We start from the raw sequence: 20,819 nt of genomic DNA, 5'->3' as shown, positions 1-20,819 counted from the left end.
GAACAACGTCGAACTAAAGCAGATAACGTAAGACTTTGGAGCGATTACATATTGTGGAGAGATGGCTGAGTGGTTGAAAGCACCGGTCTTGAAAACCGGCATACGTTAATAGCGTATCTAGGGTTCAAATCCCTATCTCTCCGCCACATTAAAAAAACCGCTAAGAAATTAGCGGTTTTTTTTCGTCTGTAGAAAATACCTTTTCTACATTAATAAATCTTAATCTAAGCAAAACGACCTCTTAATCCCGACTTTAGTAACCTTGCCTCGAATATATTTATAACTATATAGGGGACACAAGGTGAACATATTAGGGTATCTACAAAAAGTCGGTAAGGCGCTGATGGTGCCAATTGCCGTACTGCCAGCCGGTGGCTTAATGCTTGGTTTAGGCTATGCCATCGATCCAGCAGGTTGGGGCGCAAACAGCACGTTAGCAACAATACTTGTCTATGGTGGTAAAGGCATCATGGACAATCAGGCATGGCTATTCGCCGTCGGTGTTGCCTACGGATTAGCGAAAGACAACAATGGTGCTGCGGCGCTTTCCGGCCTGTTAGGCTTACTTATCATTGAAATGATAGTCGGTAATATTGCGGTTATCTCTCAGATCACGGGGGTTCCTGTCGATCAGATGAGTAGCTCTGAACTAATTGCATCTAAAGCCGCGGTGAGTGCCTTTACAGGCATCATGATGGGTATTGTTGCGGCAACGCTATATAATCGCTTCTACGATATAAAGCTTCCTGCAGTGCTCGGGTTCTTTGGTGGTCGACGATTCATTCCTATTGTTACTTCACTTTCGGCGATCTTCATTAGTTTAATCATGGTTTATGTGTGGCCAGCGGTTTATGGCGCACTGGTGAACTTTGGTATCTCAATTTCTGAGATGGGCGCAACAGGTGCGGGTCTGTATGGTTTCTTTAACCGTCTACTGATTCCTGTTGGTTTGCACCATGCTCTGAACCAAGTATTCATTTTTGACCTAGTGGGTATCAGCGATATTTCGAAATTCTGGTCTGGCACTGGTGAACTTGGCGTAACAGGTATCTACCAAGGTGGTTTCTTCCCAGTAATGGGCTACGGTTTGCCAGCGGCTTGTTTAGCGATGTATCACTGTGCGAAACCAGAGAACAAGAAAAAAGTGGGCGGTATTTTAGGTGCATCGGCATTTACCGCGATTCTAACGGGTGTTACCGAGCCTATTGAGTTTGCCTTCATGTTTGTCGCGCCGGTTCTTTACGTTATTCACGCGCTTCTAACTGCGGCATCACTTTACATTGCGGCGAGCATGCAGTGGATTGCGGGCTTTACCTTCAGTGGTGGTTTGATTGACTTCGTATTGTCGTTCAACCTTCCTTTAGCCATGAAACCTTACATGCTAATTCTCCAAGGGCTTTGTTTTGCTGCGATTTACTACGCGGTATTCCGATTCGCTATCATTAAATTCGATCTGAAAACACCAGGTCGTGAAGATGTAGATTCAGAAGAGATAGCACAAGGTTCAACGGATGAAGTCGCAGCGCAATACCTGAAAGCATTGGGTGGTCATGCTAACCTGACTTCTATTGATTCATGCATCACTCGTCTACGTTTGACGATGAAAGACGTCAACCTTGCTGATGAGGCAACGTTGAAAGCTATCGGTGCCATGGGTGTGGTTAAGATGGGTGAGAACAACCTTCAGGTGATTATTGGTACTGAAGCGGAATCTATCGCGCATGCGATGAAGAATATTCCAGCTTCTCAAGATCTTTCTCAGGTCACCGTACAGAGTTAATCTTTTGAACAAGAATGAAAGGCCAAACCGTTAGGTTTGGCCTTTTTTGTTTGTCGGTTTGAAATAGATACGAGCTCTGAGACCGGGGTGATTATCTCGAAACACCAGTTGTGCGTTATGTTGAGTCACCACAGCGTCAACAAGAGATAGCCCAAGTCCATTACCGATTTCAGTTCGACTTTCGTCTGCACGGTACATAGGGTTGCAGACAAGCAGTTTATCTTGATCGGTGATCCCTACTCCATTGTCTGCAACGACGGCGCCAAAATGGTCGATCACAACGTTAACCTCGCCTTTCTCTGGTGTGTACTTCACTGCATTTTCGATCAGATTAAATAGTGCCCGAAAGAGTAGAGACCGATCACCAGTGACAATACAAGGTTGGTCTTGACGAAACACCAGTCGTTGCTGCTTTTGCTCTGCAATTGGGCTGATAAACTCCAGCGCATCTTTGGCGACTTGTCCGAGATCCACACTCTCGGTTTCAATCGAAAGTTGACCACTATTGAGCCGAGCTATCTCCAACATACTGTTGAATAGAGATAGGAGTAATTCGAGTTCTTCATGACAGGCGGAAAACTGGTCATATTGATGTGAGTTGAGATCGGTTTGCGACAGAATGTCTTCAAGTCTTAGCTTTAAGCGCGCGATGGGGGTTCGCATGTCATGCGCAAGACCCGTAGTCAGTGACTTCAATGTCGATTCGTTCTGGCGAATTTGAGTGATCATGTAGTTAAGGTGGATAGCCAGAATATCAAACTCATCATCACGTCGGGAAACCTCTAAGCGAACATCACGCTCTCCGCACAGCACGCGGTTCATCGCTTTGTTTACTTTCTCTAGCCGTTTCAGAATCAGCACAGTGAAAAGCAGTGCCGCGATAAGCATAATAGCGACAGGCAGAATGATGCCAGAAAATACTATTGGAATGAGCTGTTGGCGATGTTCTTCGAGTATTTGCTTATCAAACCCAACTTCTAGGTGGTAGTTTTCACTTAGATTTACACGAGCTGTGCCAATCGGCAACCCACTGACGGGATAGACTTGTAGATTGTTCGTTGGGGCGGGGTTTTCAACCACTCGATAAATAAAAGGCGCTGATGTGGACTGTTTAGTTTCTAACAGCCTTTGGATATCTTCATGACTTTGCAGTGCAGCATATCCGAATTCTAGGATTTCATCATTGAGCTGCCGAGTAAGCTGCTGACGATGAAATTGTTCAGAATAATTATAGATTTGATGGATAGCGGCAATATTGGCCACGGAAACCAGTAAGAAAAGCCCAACTAAGATGCGAAATACAGAAGAGCGGGTTAGAACGTAGTTATCGACGAAGGACATAACCTGCGCCTCTTACTGTATGCAGAAGTTCGCAGCAGCCAGCGTCTTCAAGTTTACGACGCAGATTTGCAATGTGGACGTCGATGACATTGGTTTTGGGGTCAAAGTGATAGCTCCAGATACTTTCGAACAACCGCATGCGAGAAACCACCTGCTCACTGTGTTCGATGAAGTACTGTATTAATTGAAATTCTTTGGGTTGCAGTAACAGCTCTTGTCCATTGCACATCACTTTATGCGCTTTTAGATCGACACTTAAACAATCGTACTCTAGCTGCGCCTGCGAAGTGGCTTTTCGACTGCTTCTTCGAATAATAATGTCTACTCGTGCAAGCAGTTCTGCGAGTGCAAAAGGTTTGATCAGATAATCGTCGCCGCCCGCTTTTAAGCCATCAACACGGTCTTCAACGGAGTCCATCGCGCTCAATATCAGCACAGGCACATCAGTTTCGGTCGCTCTAATGGCCGACAAGACTTTCATACCATCAAGATAAGGCAGCATTCGGTCGAGGATGATGAGCTGATATTCACTGCTTAGCGCCATCATTAGCCCTTTTTTGCCATCTTCAGCTTGATCAACATTGTAGCCATGCTCTTGCAAGCCTTTGGCAACAAAATCGCGAGTTGTAGTGTCATCTTCGATTACGAGTATTTTCACGGCTACCTCCAAAAAGAACTATCGTAGTGTAACCAAAAAGAGGGGTAAAAAATTGAGAAAAGGCAGGCTCGCGTGACTAATGCGAGCCAAGACGATTATAGGGGGAACTTAATCGTACAATCATGTGGATACTGTTGTTATTTTTATCGCTTCTATTTTGGAATACCAAGGGTTGGTAGAACCTTTAGGAAAGATTAAACATTGTTAATGTTGGCAGAGGCTGTATTTATCGCAGATAAAAAAAGCACGGTAGGTTCCGTGCTTTTAGGTAAATCGCTAGCCTAAATGGCCGAGGACATTAATATTCTTATCTTCTGGAATTTCATTATACGAGAGCACAATGAGTCCTTTGGCAAAGGTCCTCGCGTAGCGAGCCAATAGAGGCCTTAACTGTGGGGCGACCAATAAAACCGGTTTGAAGCCATTTTGCTTAAGTTGCTCTCGAATATTGGGCATGTTTTGCTGCAGCTGAGCCAGCAGATTGGGTTCGACTGGAAAGCTGTCTAGTGCTACAGAGCCTGCTTGTTGCGCCTTATTGAGTGCAGTCATTAGCATCTTCTCTAAGCCGTCGCTTAACGTGAAGATGTTGAAGTCATTACTAGAGCCAATCAGGCCATTAGTCAGGGTGCGTTTTAATCCGCAGCGAATATCGGATGCAATTAAGATCGCGTCTTTGGTGATTTCACTGCTTTCCAACATGATGGAAGCGATGTTTAAGGTGTCCTTGATTGGTACTTGGTCAACCAACAACTGGCGATACACTCGCATTTGCTGCTGATGGGTAAGCTGAGTAGACAGGCTTTCCGCTAGCTTTGGTGAGTGCTGGGCCAATCTTTCCATTACGCGTTCGACATCATCATGGCTAAACAGTTCAGAGGTATTTTCTTTAATAACTTTACTTAAGTGAGTAGCAACCACTGTCGCGCCATCTACACTGAGTAGCCCAAGTTGAGGGCTTGCGGTTTGTTGTTGGGTTCAATCCAAACTGCATCCATTTGATAAGCTGGATCTTTGGCTAATACACCATCAAGCTGGCCATACACTTCGCCCACCGCTAATGCCATTAAACGTTCTGGGTCGATTTCGCCTTTCGCCATCACTTCGCCATATAAAGAGATGGTGTATTGAGTGGGTTTAAGTTTGAGATTGTCACGAATGGCGATTTCTGGAATCAAGAAACCGGCTTGTTCTGTGATGGTTTTTCTCACCCCCGAACGCGAAGTGCTAAAGGCTCACCTTGGTTTTTGTCTACCAAATTGACAAGACGATAGCCGAGTTCTAACGAGAGTGGATGAACATGAGGTACATCGCTCCAACTCAGTGTGGGTGTGTCATCTTGTGCCACGGCTTCAGCAATCGCTTCTGCTTGTTCTAGCGGTTCTGGATTGTGTTGTTTGCGTCCTTGATGCCAAGCTGCATAAGCCAAAATAGCAGCGAAGCTAAAGAATGCTAAGTGAGGCATGCCCGGTACGATACCGATGATCAGCATGATGCCTGAGGCGGTTGCCAGAGTAACAGGTGATGCAAGCATCTGTTTCTGTACGTCATCAGACAACTCACCAGAATCACTAACGCGCGTAACAATGATCGCAGCAGCAACAGCCAATAGCAGTGATGGGATTTGAGCGACCAGACCATCACCAATGGTTAGCAGAGCAAAGCGTTGGAAGGCTTCGGCAGCACCTAGGTCGTGCTGAACCATACCAATGGTAACACCACCAAGGATGTTGATGATGAGGATAAGCATGGCGGCAATGGCGTCACCACGCACGAACTTAGACGCACCATCCATAGAGCCATAAAAGTCCGCTTCGCGCGCAATTTCTTTGCGGCGTTCTTTGGCTTGGTTTTGGTCGATGATGCCCGCATTGAGGTCGGCATCGATCGCCATCTGCTTACCTGGTAACGAATCTAGGGTAAAGCGTGCAGAGACTTCTGAGATGCGCTCACCACCTTTGGTGATCACCACGAAGTTGATGATCATCAAGATGATGAACACCACAATACCAACGAAGTAGTTGCCGCCAATCACCACATTACCAAAGGCTTGAATCACCTTACCTGCGGCATCGCCCCCTTGGTGGCCTTCGAGTAAAACGATACGAGTCGATGCAACGTTCAAGGTTAGGCGCATTAAAGTTGCGATCAAAAGAATCGTTGGGAAAACACTGAACTCGAGTGGGCGTTTACTTGATACCGCAACCAATAGAACGATCACCGACAGCACAATGTTGAAGATGAACAGGGCATCAAGCAATACAGGTGGCAGTGGCAAAATCACCATCGCTAACACGGTTAGCAACAGGATAGGGATGCCAAAGTAGCTATTTTTTATCGCGGGGAAAAGTAGATTCAATTTTTCTTTCATAATGGCATTAACTCGCTTTAGCGATGTAGAAAATCTGAGTGTGAATAACGGACAATTTGGACTTAGTCATGACGAAGCGCCTGTGGGATCACCAGTGGTGGCAATGGAGTCGGCTTCACTCGGCGGTCCCTTCTGTATTCTTTGAGCTGCATGACGTAAGTGAGAACATGAGCGATGGCAACGAAGAGCGGACCTGGCACTTCTTGATCGACGCGAGTATTAAAGAATACGGCTCGCGTCAATGGAGGTAGGTTAAGAATTTCAATGTCATTTTGGCGTGCGATAGTTTGAATTCGCAATGCCATTTCATCTTCACCTTTAGCCACCACAAACGGGGCACCTGCTTGAGACAAGTCATACTTAATTGCTACTGCATAGTGAGTTGGGTTGGTGATCACCACATCGGCCGTGGGTACGGCATTATCAATACGTCTGCGTGACATCTGTTGCTGAAGCTGCTTAATTTTCTGCTTTATCTCTGGTCGACCTTCGGTGTTTTTGTGCTCCTCTTTCACCTCTTGTTTGGTCATTTTGAGCTGCTTGGTGTGATTCCAAAGCTGATACGGCATATCGATAAGACCAATCAATAGCACGACAAATCCAAAGCAGATCAGCGCTTTAATGATGTGACTCAGGGTAACGCTTACCCCTTGCTCTAGTGGTGCTCGTTGGGCAGCAATTAGATTGAGTAGGTTGCTGCTCAGTAGCCAGTAGAGTACGCCACCAATCAGAACCACCTTAAGTATCGACTTGACCAATTCGACCAATGACTTAAGAGAGAACAGTCGCTTTAAGCCTTCTATAGGGCTGATTTTGCTTAGCTTTGGCTTAATTAACTTAAGTGACATCACCCAGCCACCGGGTATTAAAGAGCTGAAAATCGTCACCAGAATCAGAACGATCGCCATTGGAACAAATAGCCCACTTAGTAGCCTGACACTTTCGGCCAGTTTGCGCGTCATGACGTCTGGCTCACGCAGCTCGGCGTGAGAAAGCTGAAAGTTAATGTTGAACAGCTTGACCGCTTGTTCACCGAGAAAGTGCCCGTAAGCCCAAAGAAACAATGCGATAGCAATAAACAGTACGCCCACAACAAACTCTTTGGAGCGCGCAGCTTGGCCTTCTTGTTTGGCCTTTTTCAGTTTTTGATGACTGGGTTTCTCGCTTTTGTCCTGACTGGATTGGTTTTCTGCCACGATTAGCTTCCTCCCAATAAACGCATTTGCTGCAGTAAGTCATGAGTGAGTTCGGCGTAGATACTTGGCAATCCCGATAGAGAAAGCAGTACCGCACATAGACCGAGAATCATCGACATTGGAAAACCCAATGCGAATACGTTGAGTGACGGCGCGGCGCGGTTCATCACACCAAAGGTTAAGTTCACCGTTAACATGGCTGCAATCGTTGGTAGTGCTATCGAAACCGCCGCCGCCATCATCCAACTAAACAGTCCAATCAGATAACGCAGCGATGCTTCACTGATCCCTTGTCCAACAGGGAAACGTTCAAAACTCTGCACTATGATATCGAGTGCGACCAAATGCCCATCGAGGGAGAGAAACATCAAAGTGGTGAACATCAGAAAATAGTTACCGAGCAGAGCAACAGAAATGCCATTCGCCGGATCGTTCATCATCGCCATGCCTAAGCCCATCTGCATGGATATGATTTGGCCGACCATGGCCATCGCCGCAAACAGAAAATGCAAGCAGATACCCAGCAGCGCACCAATCGCGATCTGCTCTAGGGCAATCGCGATAGCGTGAATCGAAACGGGATCAACCTCTGGCATGCCTGGTAGTAGAGGTCCTGCGATAGCGGCAATGGTTAACGCGAGAAATACGCGCACACGAGTACTGATATAGGCATTGCCAAAGAATGGCATGGTAATGAAGGCCGCCGACAAACGGAAAAACGGCCACCACACTTGGCCCAACATCGCGGTGATTTCGGCAAACGTGATTGCGTACATCGCACTAACTCACGATGGTCGGAATGGTGTAAAACAGGTCAGTGAAAAACGTGCTGATATTACGCAGTAGCCAACTACCAGCAAAAATGAGCATCAGTAGGGTGGTTAAAAGCCTCGGCAGAAAACTCATGGTTTGCTCATTGATTTGAGTGGTCGCTTGGAAGATGGCGACAACAAGGCCAACCAACAGGCTCGGGCCAATGAGAATCACCACCATAGTGATAATCATGTAGATGGCGTCCGAATACAGGCTTGCGATGGCTGGATTCATAGCTAAAGCCCTCCGAAGCTAGCACTCAAGCTACCTACCGTCATTGCCCAACCGTCGACCATCACAAACACCATTAACTTAAATGGCAGCGAGATAATCAGTGGCGATAGCATCATCATACCCATCGCCATCAGCACACTGGCGACGACAATATCGATAATGAGAAACGGAATAAACAGCATGAAACCGATCTGAAATGCGGTCTTGAGTTCACTGATCACAAAGGCGGGCATTAACACCGCGAAACTGATCTCTTCAGGTTCTAGGTCGAGTGGATCGCCTGCGATCCTAAGCATTTGTTCTAGTGAATTTTCATAAGTTTGGCTGAGCATGAACTGACGTATGGGCTGCTCGGCGACCGAAAAGGCCTGTTGCAGTGTGATGTCACCTGCTTCGTAAGGCTTGTAGGCGTCTTCATAAATGGGCGTCCAAACGGGTTTCATCAGCAGCATGGTCATGGTTAATGCAATGCCAATCAAAATTCGGTTAGGTGGACTTTGCTGTAAGCCAAGGGCTTGGCGCAAGATCGCCAATACGATGATGATGCGCGTAAAGCTGGTCATCATCATCAGCATGGCCGGTAAAAATGTCAGCGCCGTCATTAAGATCAGGATCTGAACCTTTACCGAGTACTCTTCACTTGAGTCCCCATCGGTGACGGTAATGAAAGGAATGCCCTGATCTGCCCATGCTAGGCTAGGAAATAGCGCTAACCCCACAAGGGTAAGCAGAACTAGCGCGAATACAACGCCTGAGTTAGAGAGAGACTTCATTCAAAGCGTCTTCCGCTATATCAGTAATTCTTAGGCCATATTTGTCGTTTACGACCACGACTTCGGCATGGCCAAGTAAGTGACCATTTACTTTCACATCTAACGGTTCACCATTGAGCTTGTCCAATTCGATAATGGAATTTGGGCCAACTTGCATGAGTTCACCGAGTGAAACAGAAGTACTGGCTACCTCTAGAGTCACGGTAACTGGGATCTGACGGAAAAAGCTTAGCTCTTTTGGTGCAGGTTTGGCTTCGATAGGAGCAGCTTGGCTTGGTTCGGAAAAAATGTCCGCAACTTCCGCATCAAAGTTCAGGTCGTCTTCTAAAGATAGATTTAGGTTATCGTCGTTCATGATGAAAAATTCTCTGCTGGATTAATGTGGTCCGTGATCTGTAAAACCAGGTGATTGTTTTGCTCAGAAACCCGAGCTAGAAAAAGCTTTTGTGAGCCAGAACTGACTTCAACGATCTCTTGAACGTCGGCTGAGATGATGTCGCCCACTTTCAGCTGGGTCACTTGATCAAGTGACATAGTTTGCTGAGCGAGTACCGCATTCAAACAGACAGGAACATGGCGTAATTGATTGTTTCTACGTTCATTGATCTCATCTGGTGTGGCTGTAATTGGGTTGTGTGGCTTGCCTAGAGCGATGAGTAGGCTGTCATCCAATTGCAAACTCAGTGCACCATGGATATCACCCACGGAAATATCAAATTGCACATGCAAGCAGCAACCTTCGAGTGGTGAAGCTTGCTTTGGCGAGTGCCATGCTGAATCCAGTTGGTTAAGTACCACGGCACTGAGTCTCGCTTGCACGCGCTGTTCGCTAGAGTTAAGTTCTATCGAGGACATATCTGCTTCAACGGCTGCCGAGAAGCTTGGATTGCCACCGTAAAAGGCGTCAGCAACGGAGACAGTAAGTTTGGCGTTACCTCCAGCATACTTAAGCGTGATGTTGGTGGTGGGTAAAGTAAACCGGAGTAGGATGGAGTGGAGCCGGAGCTTGCATTTCAATGCTGACTTCACGCACATGAACTTTAGCATCACGTCTTCTTGTCATGGTATTAATCGCAAGAACAAGTGATTTACGTCCGTTTTGAATTCTAGATATAAGATTATTCCTGGCTATATTTAATGGTCGACCTAGTGTTCTAGGATCTATATTAAATATTTTCTCATCTATATTTATCTTGGTTGAATTATTTTCTTCTCTTGGCTTATTATTGTTCATATTATGTTTATATATCGCTCAATAGTTATCTTAAATGTATAGCGTTTATATTTGTCTTCTATTTATCTTATTTTTAACTAACTATTAGAAACGCTTTGTTGCCGTTATTAAGCACGATGTTTAGTTAAATTAGTAACGGTTTATAACTATAAGTGAACCAAGATCTCAGATTGTTGAATAGCCTTAAAAATCGATTTAATTGTCACGTAAGTATCTGAGAAAGAAAGTTTTGCCTTCCTCATTGTGTTGTTTTGATTCTAAATGTAACAAAGTGTGTGCAATGTAAGTATCAGATTTACAATGGTGTGATCTTTATCCACCAAAATCGAAGAGTAGCGAAATTAGAGTGGTATTTATAATTGACAATAAATAGCATGGGTTCGATTTTATATATGCCTATTAATATATTGATCAATTGACTGTTTTTTATTTTCTTAAATTTATTTTGCCTGATTATTCTTGAACGGAATCAAGATCACATTTTACATCAGAAATAGACTTCTTTAAGCAAGATAACTAAATATTAAGTAAATGTTACTTTGTTGTTTATTTATTCTGGGGAGTGGATATGAAATTCACAAAGCTATTTATTACGGCTGGATTGATAATACTACCTACTAAGCTACTTGCTTATACACTGCAAACACCTTTGGATCTGATTGAGTGGGACTTCAAAGGCGATCGTTTTCTGTGTCAGATGGAAACCCCGCTAAAATTTGATGGCTATGCGCGCATCACTGCTGAGTCTGGGCAGTTGCCTGCACTGTCGCTTGATACCTTTCAAAGGCCGGTATCAGTTGATTCCGCTTGGTTGAGTCTGAATGAGCAAGTTTGGCGATTAGACAAGCTATCTCATAAATGGCTTTATGGCAGTTCATCAGGTGAAAGTGGGCTCTACTTTGATGACGCTAGAGCAATCAAAGCACTGCTGAACAAAATGGAGAAGGGCGCCTGGGCGCAAGTCTCGGTAAAAGATAAAGACAGCGGTGAAGTGAAAAGTTGGGACATACCCTCAGTGAACTTCTCACAAAGTTTGCAAGAAATGAAGCAATGCATGGCGCAGCTAATGCCTATCAATTTTGAGCAAGCCCGTGACAATGTTTTCCATTTCTCGCTCAACGCGACAGAACTGACACCAGCAGACAAAGAGCGTCTAGCGTTAATTGCACAGTATGTTGCTTACGATAAGTCGTTAACTCATATCCTTGTTGATGGGCACACTGACAGCAGTGGTCACTCACTCACCAACCTCAAGCTTTCCAAAAAGCGTGCGAACCAAGTGCGAGATGCACTCATTGAATTGGGTGTCGATCGCACACTGGTGGAAGTGCGTGGTCATGGCGATCGTTATCCACTGGTGCCAAACAGCCATTATGCAAACCGTGAAAAGAATCGTCGTGTTCAAGTTCGTTTGATTCAAGGAGGTGCATCATAGTGCCGGCACTCAGATTATTTTTGCACACCCATGCTTGGAGCAATCTTTGCAGGCGCAGCGCACGTTAGAGAAAGCGGGATTTACATGTTTGAGTGTCACCACGGGGTTTGATGCGTTGATTCGTTTAAATGCAGCGCCAGACGCCATTTTGATTGCTTCATCGGAGCTTCAAGACATGTCACTGCTGCAAGTGATTGAAAAATCCAAGCACTTAACGCCGCACTCTACCTCGATTGCCATTGTTGATTATGTTGATAATCAATTAGCGAGTGAAGCCATGCGCATGGGAGCTTCTGATTATCTGCTACAACCGTATCAGCCTCAGCAGCTTGTGGATTTGGTTAAACGTGTATCGAGTGTTCGTCGAACTTCTTCAAGCTTGGTGGCAAGCAGTTGGCGTAGCCAACAAGTCCTGCAACTGGCGCATCGCGCCGCTCAAACCGATGCCACTGTGCTGATTACGGGTGAATCAGGGACAGGCAAAGAGGTGTTGGCTCAATATGTTCACCAACATTCGTTTCGCAGCCAAGGGCCATTTGTTGCGATTAACTGCGCCGCGATTCCAGAATCTATGCTCGAAGCGGTTTTGTTTGGTTATGTAAAAGGTGCGTTTACTGGCGCGGCTTCTGCTCAAGCGGGTAAGTTTGAGGAAGCCAATGGTGGCACATTACTGCTTGATGAGATCGGCGAAATGCCAATGGCTGTTCAAGCTAAACTGCTGCGTGTACTGCAAGAAAGGCAAGTGGAGCGATTGGGTAGCCATAAGCTCATTGATTTAGATATCCGCATTATCGCAGCGACCAACGTTGATCTCCAACAGGCAGTGGCTGCAAGGCAGTTCAGACAAGACCTGTATTACCGATTGGATGTGTTGCCATTGCAGTGGCCACCATTAAGAGAGCGTAAAGAAGATATTCTGCCACTGGCGGAGCACTTCATTGGCAAATACAACCAAGGTTGCACCGAGACTTGCCGATTAACCGCAGAGGCGCAGCAAGCGCTGATTGCGTATGACTGGGTGGGTAACATTCGTGAGTTGGAGAACACGATTCAACGCGCATTGGTGATGCGTCACAGCACTTGGATTACCCCGCAAGATCTAATGCTGCCAACTCATACCAGTAGTCAAATAGCCAGCATTCAAACACCCAGTGGCCACTCACTAATGGAATCCGAAGTACAGGTTGGGTTAAAGAACACCAAAAAGCACGCCGAAAATCAATTCATCCTCGACACCTTGGCCAAGTTTAATGGCCGAAGAAACCTCACTGCAGAAGCGCTAGGAATCACCACTCGAGCGCTGCGCTACAAGCTTGCCGCGATGCGTGAGCAGGGGATCGATGTCGATTCTGTCACTCAATATTCTCACTCTGCCGCTTAACCGAGAGAAACCGATAATGTCAATTGAACACTCTGCTATGCAGCAAAACATGATTAACACTATGAGCTCAATGCGTGAACAGGCGCAGATGGGCACTGAGATTCGCACTAATCCACATACTGCGAATCAAGACAACTTTCATACGGCAATCAAACAGGCCGTGCGTCGTGTGGACAATCACCAGCAACACGCGAGCCAAATTACGGCGGATGTGGATGCGGGGCGTTCAGACGATCTCGTGGGAGCCATGGTGGCCAGCCAAAAGGCCAGCATCTCGTTCCAAGCCTTAACACAAGTCAGAAACAAAGTGCTGTCGGCGTATGACGACGTACTGAAAATGCCGCTTTAGTGAGGAATAAATGAGCACAACAACATTAGAGAGCCAGCCAAGCAGTAGCGATGATACACGCTGGCATAAGTGGCAAGAAAAAATACGCGAAACGCTTCGAAGCAATCAAAAAGCGTGGCTAATTGCGGCGATCACCGGTTTGATTTCGTTGTTTATCGTCGTTGTTCTATGGAGCCATTCAAGCCCATACCGAGCGTTATATGGCGAGTCTGAGCGCTACGACAGCGCGGAAATATTGGAAGTGCTGACGCAAGCTAAGATTGCTTATCAGATCGATAACCATACTGGCCAAGTCATGGTGCCAGAAAACAAGCTTGCCGACGCGAGAATTACCTTGGCAGCTCACGGGGTGAAAGCCCAACTGCCACCGGGCTTGGACTTATTGGATAAGGCCACGGGCCTTGGAACGAGTCAGTTCATTGAGAGCGCACGCTATCGCCAAGGTTTAGAGGGTGAGCTTGCACGTACCATTCTAGCGATCAACTCGGTCAATTATGCTCGTGTCCATTTAGCCATACCCAATCGCACCTTGTTCGTGGGTGTGAACGAAGAGAAACCTTCAGCGGCGGTGATGGTTGAGCTATTGCCGGGTCAGTCGCTCGAGCACCAGCAAGTTGAAGCGATCGTAAACCTCGTCAGCGGCAGCATTTCAGGGATGCCAACACAAGGCGTGTCGGTGGTGGACCAGCACGGAAACTTACTCAGTGCCGACCTGCAAAATGGCGAGAACCGCCGTCTTAGCGTTCAATATCACGAGATGCAGCAGCGCACAGAGCGCAGCATTGTTCATCGTGCGACCGATATGCTGACGCCACTATTGGGTGCGGGTAACTTCCGAGTGCAAGTGTCAGCCACGCTGAATTTTGACCAAGTGGAAGAGACGCAAGAGTCGATTGAAGGCGATCCTGTGGTTCGTTCTGAGTTCAGTAAACAAGATAACTCTCAAGGCCAGTTAGCACTCGGTATTCCGGGTGCGCTAAGTAACCAAGCGCCAAGCCCCGATGCTGAAAACAACGCCAATGAATCTAGAAATGAACGCGCCGAAAGCTCTCGCACTTACGATTTCGGCCGCAAGGTTCGTCATACACGCCTTGCTCAAGGGGGCATTGAGCATCTATCCGTATCGGTACTGATTAACGACTCCGTTGCCGAGCAAGGTTGGCAACAAGCGCAGCTAGAACAAATCGCCCAGATGGTGAAAGACTCGGTAGGTTATATCGATGAGCGTGGCGACCAGTTCAGTCTGCACGCGTTTAACTTTGCCCAAGAGCCACAAGTCGATATCGTGCCACTGCCTTGGTGGCAACAGGAGCATAACTTGATTTTGATTAAATACGCTTTATACGCACTGCTGACATTGAGCTTCTTCTTATTTGTATTGCGTCCGCTGATTAAAGCATTGAATACACGCCCATCGACGGCTGTTGCAGCGCCAGTCACGGCTCAAGCGGTAGAACCAAGTGTAATGCCATCGAATGTGACAAGCAGCATCAGCGCTGCATCAATCGATAACGAACAAGATCTTGCCGATGCCTTGTTCAACTCAGTCCAAGGTGGTGCTAGCGCAGGCAGCTCAAGCGGCGGCATGATGGGTGGGGATATTTACGATCTGCCACCATCGGGTTCTAACCTAGAAGTCCAAGTTGAGCATTTACAAAAACTAACCGACGCCGAATCTGAGCGCGTTGCCGATGTTGTGAAGAAGTGGGTGAATTCCAATGAGTCTTAATAATTTATCTCTACCAGATGACGTACTTTTAGATCCTATTGAGCAGGCGGCGATTTTGCTGCTGAGCATGGGCGAAGATTCGGCAGCCAAAGTCATGGCGCATATGTCGCGTGATGAGCTGCTTAAAGTGAGCCATGCCATGGCGCATCAACCAGCAATTCGCAGTGTTGAAGCTCAGTTTGTGCTGCAAGGTTTCTTTGATGAGTTCCGCGCGCAGTCGGGTATTAGTGGTGCCTCACGTACCTTCTTACAGCGCACGTTAGACAAAGCACTCGGTGGCCGCTTGGCACGTAATCTACTCGATAACATTTACGGCGATGAAGTGCGTACCGTGATGCAAAGGCTACAGTGGATTCAGCCTTCTCAACTGGCGACGTTCCTCAGTTACGAACACATTCAGATGCGTGCTCTGTTTATTGCCTTCTTGCCTGCTGACATCGCATCGTCGACGTTGGAAGAGTACGACGAAGAAACGCAACACGACCTTCTCTACCGCATCGCTAATCTGACGGAAGTGACCCGTGACGTGGCAGAAGAGCTGCAAGAGCTGGTGGATCGCTGCATTGAATACTTGGCTGAAAACTCCAACTCGTTGGTTGAAGGCGAGCAGCAAGCGGCGGATATCATCAACCGCTATCAGGGTGATCAGGCAGGCCTGATGCAGGCACTTGAGCAGCAAGATGAGCAGTTAGTCGATAGGCTCAAGAGTAAGATGTATGAGTTTGGCGTGTTGACGCGTCAAACCGAATCGGTACGCACACGCATTGTGGAGTCCATTCCTGTCGACACGTTAGCAATGGCACTGAAAGGCGCGGATGCACAGACGCGCAAGTCGATTCTTTCTATCTTGCCTAAACGTATGCGTCAGTCGTTTGAGTCGGAAATGGCATCCATGGGTAAAGTGTCATTGAGCCAAGTGAAGCGAGCCCGTGAAGAGATCATGGAATACGTACGTGAGCTAAACGAAACGGGCCAAATAAGCTTGCAGTTATACCAAGAGAAAACGGTGGAGTAGCATGTTTAAACGTAATCGAATCATGCGATTGGCGGATCATGAATACCGCAGCTATCGCTTTCCACCTATCGTTGATGCCGCCAGTCTCAGTGCGGCATCACCTGAGCCTACGCCTGTTGATGATGAGTTCGGTATGGGCGATTTTGGTGCTGATGATTTTGGTACTAATGAATTTGGCTTTGGAGACTTTGAACTCGACGCTCCGCAAACCGCGGCGGAACCCGCTCTGAACACAGAGGAGAGCACTGAGTCCATTCAGCAGCAGTACAGCCAAGGCTTTCAGCTTGGTATGAGTAAAGGCTATGACGAAGGCGTGAAAGAGGGCATCGACAAGGGCCAGGCACAAGGGTTTGAGCAGGGTATGATTGCCGGCCAGCAGCAAGGCAGAGAGCAAGGGATTGCCGAGGGCGAGAAGGCCTTTTTAGAGGCGGCCCGTCCTTTTGTCGCGCTTGTCGATAAGCTAGAGAAACTGTTTATCGATCAAGAGCGTCGTCAGCGAGAACAAGTGTGCGAGCTAGTACAGAAGGTGGCTCAGCAAGTGATTCGCTGTGAGCTAACGCTTCAGCCACAGCAAATTCTGGCGTTAGTTGAAGAGACTCTAGAGACGCTGCCGAGTGAACCTGCGGGCATCAAAGTGATGATGGCCAAAGAAGAGTTCGATCAGATCGCCCATGTCGCACCAGAGAAAGTTAATGAGTGGAATATCGTTTGCGATCCAAACCTGCGTCAAGGGGATTGCCGAATTATCACCAAAACAGCAGAAGCCGATGCAGGCTGTGACCAACGACTGGAAACTTGCATGCAGGCGGTAGAGAAACACTTGCTCGAAGAGCCAATTGACTTTGATGCAGCTGACTTTAGTTCAACGGATATGGATTCAGTTGGCGTTAATTCAACGAAGACTGAGTCATCGCTATGAGTGCAATAGACCAACGCTTACAAGAGGCGATGGTATCGATTGGCGCGATACCTGTAGCCAAGGTCACGGGGCGCTTGGTAAAGGTGACGGGCTTGATGTTAGAAGCGGTTGGTTGCCGATTACTGACCGGTCAACGCTGCTTGGTTGAAACAGGCAGCGGCGAGCGTATCGAAGCGCAAACCGTCGGTTTTAACCATGATGTTGCTTACCTGATGCCCATTCGCCCTGCCAGTGGTTTGTTTTCAGGGGCGCGAGTTTGGCCCGTGGAAGGGGAAAGCCACTTGTCTATTAGTGATGATTGGTTTGGCCGCGTACTCAATGGTTTAGGTGAGCCGATTGATGGCTTAGGTGAACTGCGCGCAGGCGAGCGTGTGTCACTGCAAGCCGCCAGTGTTAACCCAATGCAGCGCCGAGCGATTACCCAGTCCTTAGATGTCGGTATTCGCGCTATTAATAGCATGCTGACCATGGGTAAAGGTCAACGAATGGGTCTGTTTGCGGGCAGTGGCGTGGGTAAGAGTGTCTTGCTTGGCATGATCACTCGGCAAACCCGAGCGGATGTGGTGGTGGTCGGCTTAATTGGTGAACGTGGCCGTGAAGTGAAAGAGTTCATCGAACACGCTCTGGGCCCTGAAGGATTGGCTAAAGCCATTGTGATCGCTTCCCCAGCGGATGAATCCCCGCTAATGCGGCTGCGCGCCTCGCAGCTTTGTCACCGAGTGGCGGAATACTACCGCGACCAAGGCAAAGACGTACTTTTGCTGATGGATTCATTGACGCGTTATGCGATGGCGCAACGCGAAATCGGCTTAGCTCTTGGCGAGCCGCCAGCGACAAAAGGTTACCCGCCTTCCGTGTTTAGTATGTTACCTCAGCTGGTAGAGCGGGCGGGCAACAGCCATCATCCTACGGGCAGTATGAGCGCTATCTATACGGTGCTGACTGAAGGTGATGACCAACAAGACCCGATTGCTGATAGTGCGCGAGCCATTTTGGATGGTCATATTGTGCTAAGTCGCCAGTTGGCTGAATCGGGCCACTACCCTGCTATCGACATCGCGCAGTCAATTTCCCGCACCATGCCCTTGGTGGTAGAGAAATCCCAAGTGAGTGATGTGATGCAATTTAAGCATCTCTATAGCCGCTACCAAGAGGTCAAAGAGCTGATCCCGCTAGGTGGCTATCAACCTGGTAACGATGAAGTGATGGATACAGCGGTGCGTGTTTATCCAAGGTTAATGAACTTCTTGCAGCAAGATCAGGACGAAGCGTCGGACTTACCGACGTCGCAACAGCAACTCAATCAGTTAATTGAGGAGATAACTCATGGCCGCTAAACAGGGCTTACAACGTTTCCGTGACATTAACCAAGAGCGCCTAGAAAAGCTGGGTGCTCAGCTAGAACAGCAGCGTAGTCAGAGCCGCAGCTTTGAAGAAAATGCCGAGCAGTTGCAGCAGATCTTCGATCAATGCCAAGTGAGTGATGGTGAGAGTGGTATGGCGTGGAGTAATCGTCATCAGCTGCGCGGCAATCTGCAGCATTTGGAAAAGTTGCAGAAGCAGCAGTTTGCTCTAGCGCAGTCAGAGCTGCGTCGGATACAACATCATCTCCAGCAAGCAAAATATCCGAGTTAAGTGTTTGGATACCGTGATTGATAAGCGTAAAAAAGCTGCGCTTGATCAGATGATGAGGCGCGAGCAGAAGCTGAATGATGAGATAGGAGCGCAGCGCTATTTTATGAATCGTCAGCAACAGCAATAACATTGAGTTGATGGCAAACATTAGAAATGAAAAGGGGCGGCAGCCCCTTTTTTGTTGAAAATAGACGAATCAAAGACACTTTAAAGCTGACTTATTCACAAGCAAAGGTGTGAGTCCCAAATTACTCAAACCCTACAGAGTATTGATTCAGTTTGCTGATCTATTCTGGCGCGTAGATTTGTGGCTCGCGAGTTTGCGTCAGCTCAGACAAAATTCCGTGCTGCATACTCAGCAGTGAGCTGTTGCGTTCGTTTTGCGCTTGGCATTCGAGCACCACTTTATGCAGCTTATTCCAATTGGTACGTAGTGGCGTTGCAATCGTATCTGGCAGAGCATTAATCAAGCGCTCGACACCTTTGGCATCTGGTGTGACACCAATAGTAATCAACAGCTCGGTACGCTGTTTAGCGCGCTCATTGACCCAGTTTAAAACCTGCTGATGCTGCTTGGCGGCTTTTTCTAGGCGCTGAGAATCACGATTGGTCATCAGCACATGTTGCGCTCGCATCACCTTGAGTAGAGATTGGTACTCTTTAATATCAAGGTTAACTTCCTTAATGAAGGTTTTGATGGCGTCGGTTTTTACGCTGCTCATTACCGCGGTTACTCGCTGTGATGAGTTGAGAAAATCGCACCAGCGAGTTCATCCAAATCGACAGAAAACGTTCCTTGCTGAAGTTCGGCGCGGATCTGATTCACACGTTCAAGGTCTACATCAGGCAGACTGCGCAGCTCTTGCTGCATCGATTCAAGCTCGCGAGCTTGCTGGCTCACGGTTGAAAATGGCGTTACTTCCGCCAGCTTTTGTTCGGCGATGGTTTCCTTGCGAGGTGCCGTCGTCTCTTGGTTTTGAGTAGATGCATTCACAAGGCTTGGGTGATTTGAGCTAATTGGATTCATCTTGGTCTCGTTCTCTCTATTTGGGTTACTTATTACAAACGACCAATTAATCAGCCTGCTTAAAAAAGAGTTTGTACTTTTCCATGCTCAACGACGACGGCTTTGATTACCTTGCCTGAGCTGTTGTTTCTTACTCGGATCTGCTGATTGAGAAATCCGTTTTCTAGCGCAATACCTGCCATACTGGCAGCGAAGTCTTCTCCTTTTGCCTCCATGATCACCTTATCGCCTCTTTGAACGATAAAAGGTTCACTTACACGCTCTGGCGCAACAAGCTGGCCTTGGCGTATTTGACGTTGTGCTCTTTGATGGATGATGCGTTTCGGGTCGGTAACCACGCCGCGATTGAGTGTGCTTAATGAGATTGTACCTAAACGCAGGTCATCGGCTTGAATGACGGCGTCTTTGGCGATGGTTTGCGCGGCGTAAACCGCGGCCAGCTCACCATCAACATAAGCTTGAGCTTGGATTGACCAAGGTGCGGCTTCATCAGGGCAAGAGAGAGTAAAACGCAGTCGACCAGTGGGGTAGAGGCGGTTATCGCGTCGATGGATATCAGCTTCTTGAGAACAGGTTAAGCGATGGCTGCCTGAAGGCAGCGTCACTTGAACGCTAGGATTGGAAAGTTGCCAACCATAGGCCTGCGCGGTTTGCTTGAGCAGCGTTTCGACATGAACTCTCAAGGATTGGCTAATGGCTTGGTTCTCTTGCTTATCTTTGTCATTTGAGGAGTGAGTAGCCCAAGCGAAGGAGCTGCCTAAAGTTGCCAAAACGACTACTGCTGCCCCATTAATTGAGTTCTAGTCCTCGTCTTGTTGAGGCGATATTTCGCAACGATTAATTCCATCAATTTGGCGACTGCTCTGTTTGTTTTTGGTGATGATTTGAGGCGTGATTCATCATCACTTCCCCCCCTTCCGATATGGCTTCCG

The 20,819-nt window shown here is 47.5% G+C and carries 20 protein-coding genes, 1 tRNA gene and 1 pseudogene; 10 read left to right on the top strand and 12 right to left on the bottom strand.

The window, feature by feature from the left end; genetic code table 11:
• Nucleotides 1-55: 55 nt before the first annotated feature.
• Together UA76_RS11125 and nagE are read left to right on the top strand one after the other, a co-directional pair.
• A tRNA-Ser gene (locus UA76_RS11125) sits at nt 56-146 on the top strand.
• A gap of 155 nt (nt 147-301) precedes the next feature.
• Entirely contained in the window at nt 302-1,780 is a 1,479-nt protein-coding gene (gene nagE, locus UA76_RS11120) for an N-acetylglucosamine-specific PTS transporter subunit IIBC (RefSeq protein WP_047045999.1), read from the top strand.
• Between the two features lie 30 nt (nt 1,781-1,810).
• Here the strand turns inward: nagE and UA76_RS11115 are convergent, their stop codons facing one another.
• From UA76_RS11115 to UA76_RS11075, 9 genes and pseudogenes are all read right to left on the bottom strand, one after another.
• Nucleotides 1,811-3,121, bottom strand: a complete 1,311-nt coding sequence (locus UA76_RS11115) for a sensor histidine kinase (protein WP_047045996.1) — start codon at nt 3,119-3,121, stop codon at nt 1,811-1,813.
• Complete coding sequence (locus tag UA76_RS11110; protein WP_047045993.1) at nt 3,105-3,779, bottom strand: response regulator transcription factor; 675 nt, start codon at nt 3,777-3,779, stop codon at nt 3,105-3,107. The genes UA76_RS11115 and UA76_RS11110 overlap by 17 nt, the downstream gene beginning before the upstream one ends.
• A gap of 276 nt (nt 3,780-4,055) precedes the next feature.
• Nucleotides 4,056-6,063: pseudogene (locus UA76_RS11105) on the bottom strand (flagellar biosynthesis protein FlhA).
• A gap of 146 nt (nt 6,064-6,209) precedes the next feature.
• The gene (flhB, locus tag UA76_RS11100; protein WP_047045990.1) at nt 6,210-7,343 is read right to left on the bottom strand and encodes a flagellar biosynthesis protein FlhB; all 1,134 of its coding nucleotides are present in this window, start codon (nt 7,341-7,343) and stop codon (nt 6,210-6,212) included.
• Between the two features lie 2 nt (nt 7,344-7,345).
• Entirely contained in the window at nt 7,346-8,119 is a 774-nt protein-coding gene (gene fliR, locus UA76_RS11095; protein WP_047045988.1) for a flagellar biosynthetic protein FliR, read from the bottom strand.
• Nucleotides 8,120-8,123: 4 nt separating this feature from the next.
• Nucleotides 8,124-8,390, bottom strand: a complete 267-nt coding sequence (locus UA76_RS11090; RefSeq protein WP_047045985.1) for a flagellar biosynthetic protein FliQ — start codon at nt 8,388-8,390, stop codon at nt 8,124-8,126.
• A 2-nt stretch (nt 8,391-8,392) separates the two neighbouring features.
• Entirely contained in the window at nt 8,393-9,163 is a 771-nt protein-coding gene (gene fliP, locus UA76_RS11085) for a flagellar type III secretion system pore protein FliP (RefSeq protein WP_047045980.1), read from the bottom strand.
• On the bottom strand, nt 9,147-9,518 hold the full coding sequence (fliN, locus tag UA76_RS11080; protein WP_047045977.1) for a flagellar motor switch protein FliN: 372 nt from the start codon (nt 9,516-9,518) through the stop codon (nt 9,147-9,149). Before fliN ends, fliP begins: the two co-directional genes overlap by 17 nt.
• Entirely contained in the window at nt 9,515-10,180 is a 666-nt protein-coding gene (locus UA76_RS11075; RefSeq protein WP_162198947.1) for a FliM/FliN family flagellar motor switch protein, read from the bottom strand. Before UA76_RS11075 ends, fliN begins: the two co-directional genes overlap by 4 nt.
• 785 nt (nt 10,181-10,965) lie before the next feature.
• On the opposite strand from UA76_RS11075, the gene UA76_RS22500 reads away from it, so the two are divergent.
• From UA76_RS22500 to UA76_RS11035, 8 genes are read left to right on the top strand one after another with little or no spacing between them, the layout of a single operon-like run.
• On the top strand, nt 10,966-11,832 hold the full coding sequence (locus tag UA76_RS22500) for a MotY family protein (RefSeq protein WP_052772025.1): 867 nt from the start codon (nt 10,966-10,968) through the stop codon (nt 11,830-11,832).
• Between the two features lie 13 nt (nt 11,833-11,845).
• Nucleotides 11,846-13,213 carry a sigma-54-dependent transcriptional regulator gene (locus UA76_RS11065; RefSeq protein WP_047046034.1) on the top strand — a complete coding sequence of 456 codons (1,368 nt, stop codon included), beginning with the start codon at nt 11,846-11,848 and terminating at the stop codon, nt 13,211-13,213.
• 16 nt (nt 13,214-13,229) lie between these two features.
• A complete protein-coding gene (fliE, locus tag UA76_RS11060) occupies nt 13,230-13,562 on the top strand; it encodes a flagellar hook-basal body complex protein FliE (protein WP_047045970.1) in 333 nt (110 codons plus the stop codon).
• 10 nt (nt 13,563-13,572) lie between these two features.
• Entirely contained in the window at nt 13,573-15,291 is a 1,719-nt protein-coding gene (fliF, locus tag UA76_RS11055) for a flagellar basal-body MS-ring/collar protein FliF (protein WP_047045967.1), read from the top strand.
• Nucleotides 15,281-16,306, top strand: coding sequence for a FliG C-terminal domain-containing protein (locus UA76_RS11050; RefSeq protein WP_047045965.1), 1,026 nt, complete (start codon nt 15,281-15,283; stop codon nt 16,304-16,306). Before fliF ends, UA76_RS11050 begins: the two co-directional genes overlap by 11 nt.
• A gap of 1 nt (nt 16,307) precedes the next feature.
• On the top strand, nt 16,308-17,225 hold the full coding sequence (fliH, locus tag UA76_RS11045; protein ID WP_052772024.1) for a flagellar assembly protein FliH: 918 nt from the start codon (nt 16,308-16,310) through the stop codon (nt 17,223-17,225).
• Complete coding sequence (fliI, locus tag UA76_RS11040; protein ID WP_047045962.1) at nt 17,222-18,562, top strand: flagellar protein export ATPase FliI; 1,341 nt, start codon at nt 17,222-17,224, stop codon at nt 18,560-18,562. The genes fliH and fliI overlap by 4 nt, the downstream gene beginning before the upstream one ends.
• Nucleotides 18,552-18,860, top strand: coding sequence for a hypothetical protein (locus tag UA76_RS11035; RefSeq protein ID WP_047045959.1), 309 nt, complete (start codon nt 18,552-18,554; stop codon nt 18,858-18,860). The genes fliI and UA76_RS11035 overlap by 11 nt, the downstream gene beginning before the upstream one ends.
• A 287-nt stretch (nt 18,861-19,147) precedes the next feature.
• Here the strand turns inward: UA76_RS11035 and flgN are convergent, their stop codons facing one another.
• The 3 genes from flgN to flgA are packed head-to-tail and all read right to left on the bottom strand — an operon-like array spanning nt 19,148 to nt 20,657.
• Nucleotides 19,148-19,582 carry a flagellar protein FlgN gene (gene flgN / locus UA76_RS11030; protein WP_047045956.1) on the bottom strand — a complete coding sequence of 145 codons (435 nt, stop codon included), beginning with the start codon at nt 19,580-19,582 and terminating at the stop codon, nt 19,148-19,150.
• 8 nt (nt 19,583-19,590) lie between these two features.
• On the bottom strand, nt 19,591-19,887 hold the full coding sequence (gene flgM / locus UA76_RS11025) for a flagellar biosynthesis anti-sigma factor FlgM (RefSeq protein ID WP_052772023.1): 297 nt from the start codon (nt 19,885-19,887) through the stop codon (nt 19,591-19,593).
• 59 nt (nt 19,888-19,946) lie between these two features.
• Nucleotides 19,947-20,657: a flagellar basal body P-ring formation chaperone FlgA gene (gene flgA / locus UA76_RS11020; RefSeq protein ID WP_047045954.1), complete on the bottom strand. Its 711-nt coding sequence runs from the start codon at nt 20,655-20,657 to the stop codon at nt 19,947-19,949.
• Nucleotides 20,658-20,819: the final 162 nt, after the last annotated feature.

The sequence above is a fragment of the Vibrio mexicanus genome, assembly GCF_001012815.1.
Taxonomy (GTDB): domain Bacteria; phylum Pseudomonadota; class Gammaproteobacteria; order Enterobacterales; family Vibrionaceae; genus Vibrio; species Vibrio mexicanus.
The sequence above is the reverse complement of the archived record's forward strand: the minus strand, read 5'-3'. Positions and strand labels throughout refer to the sequence as shown.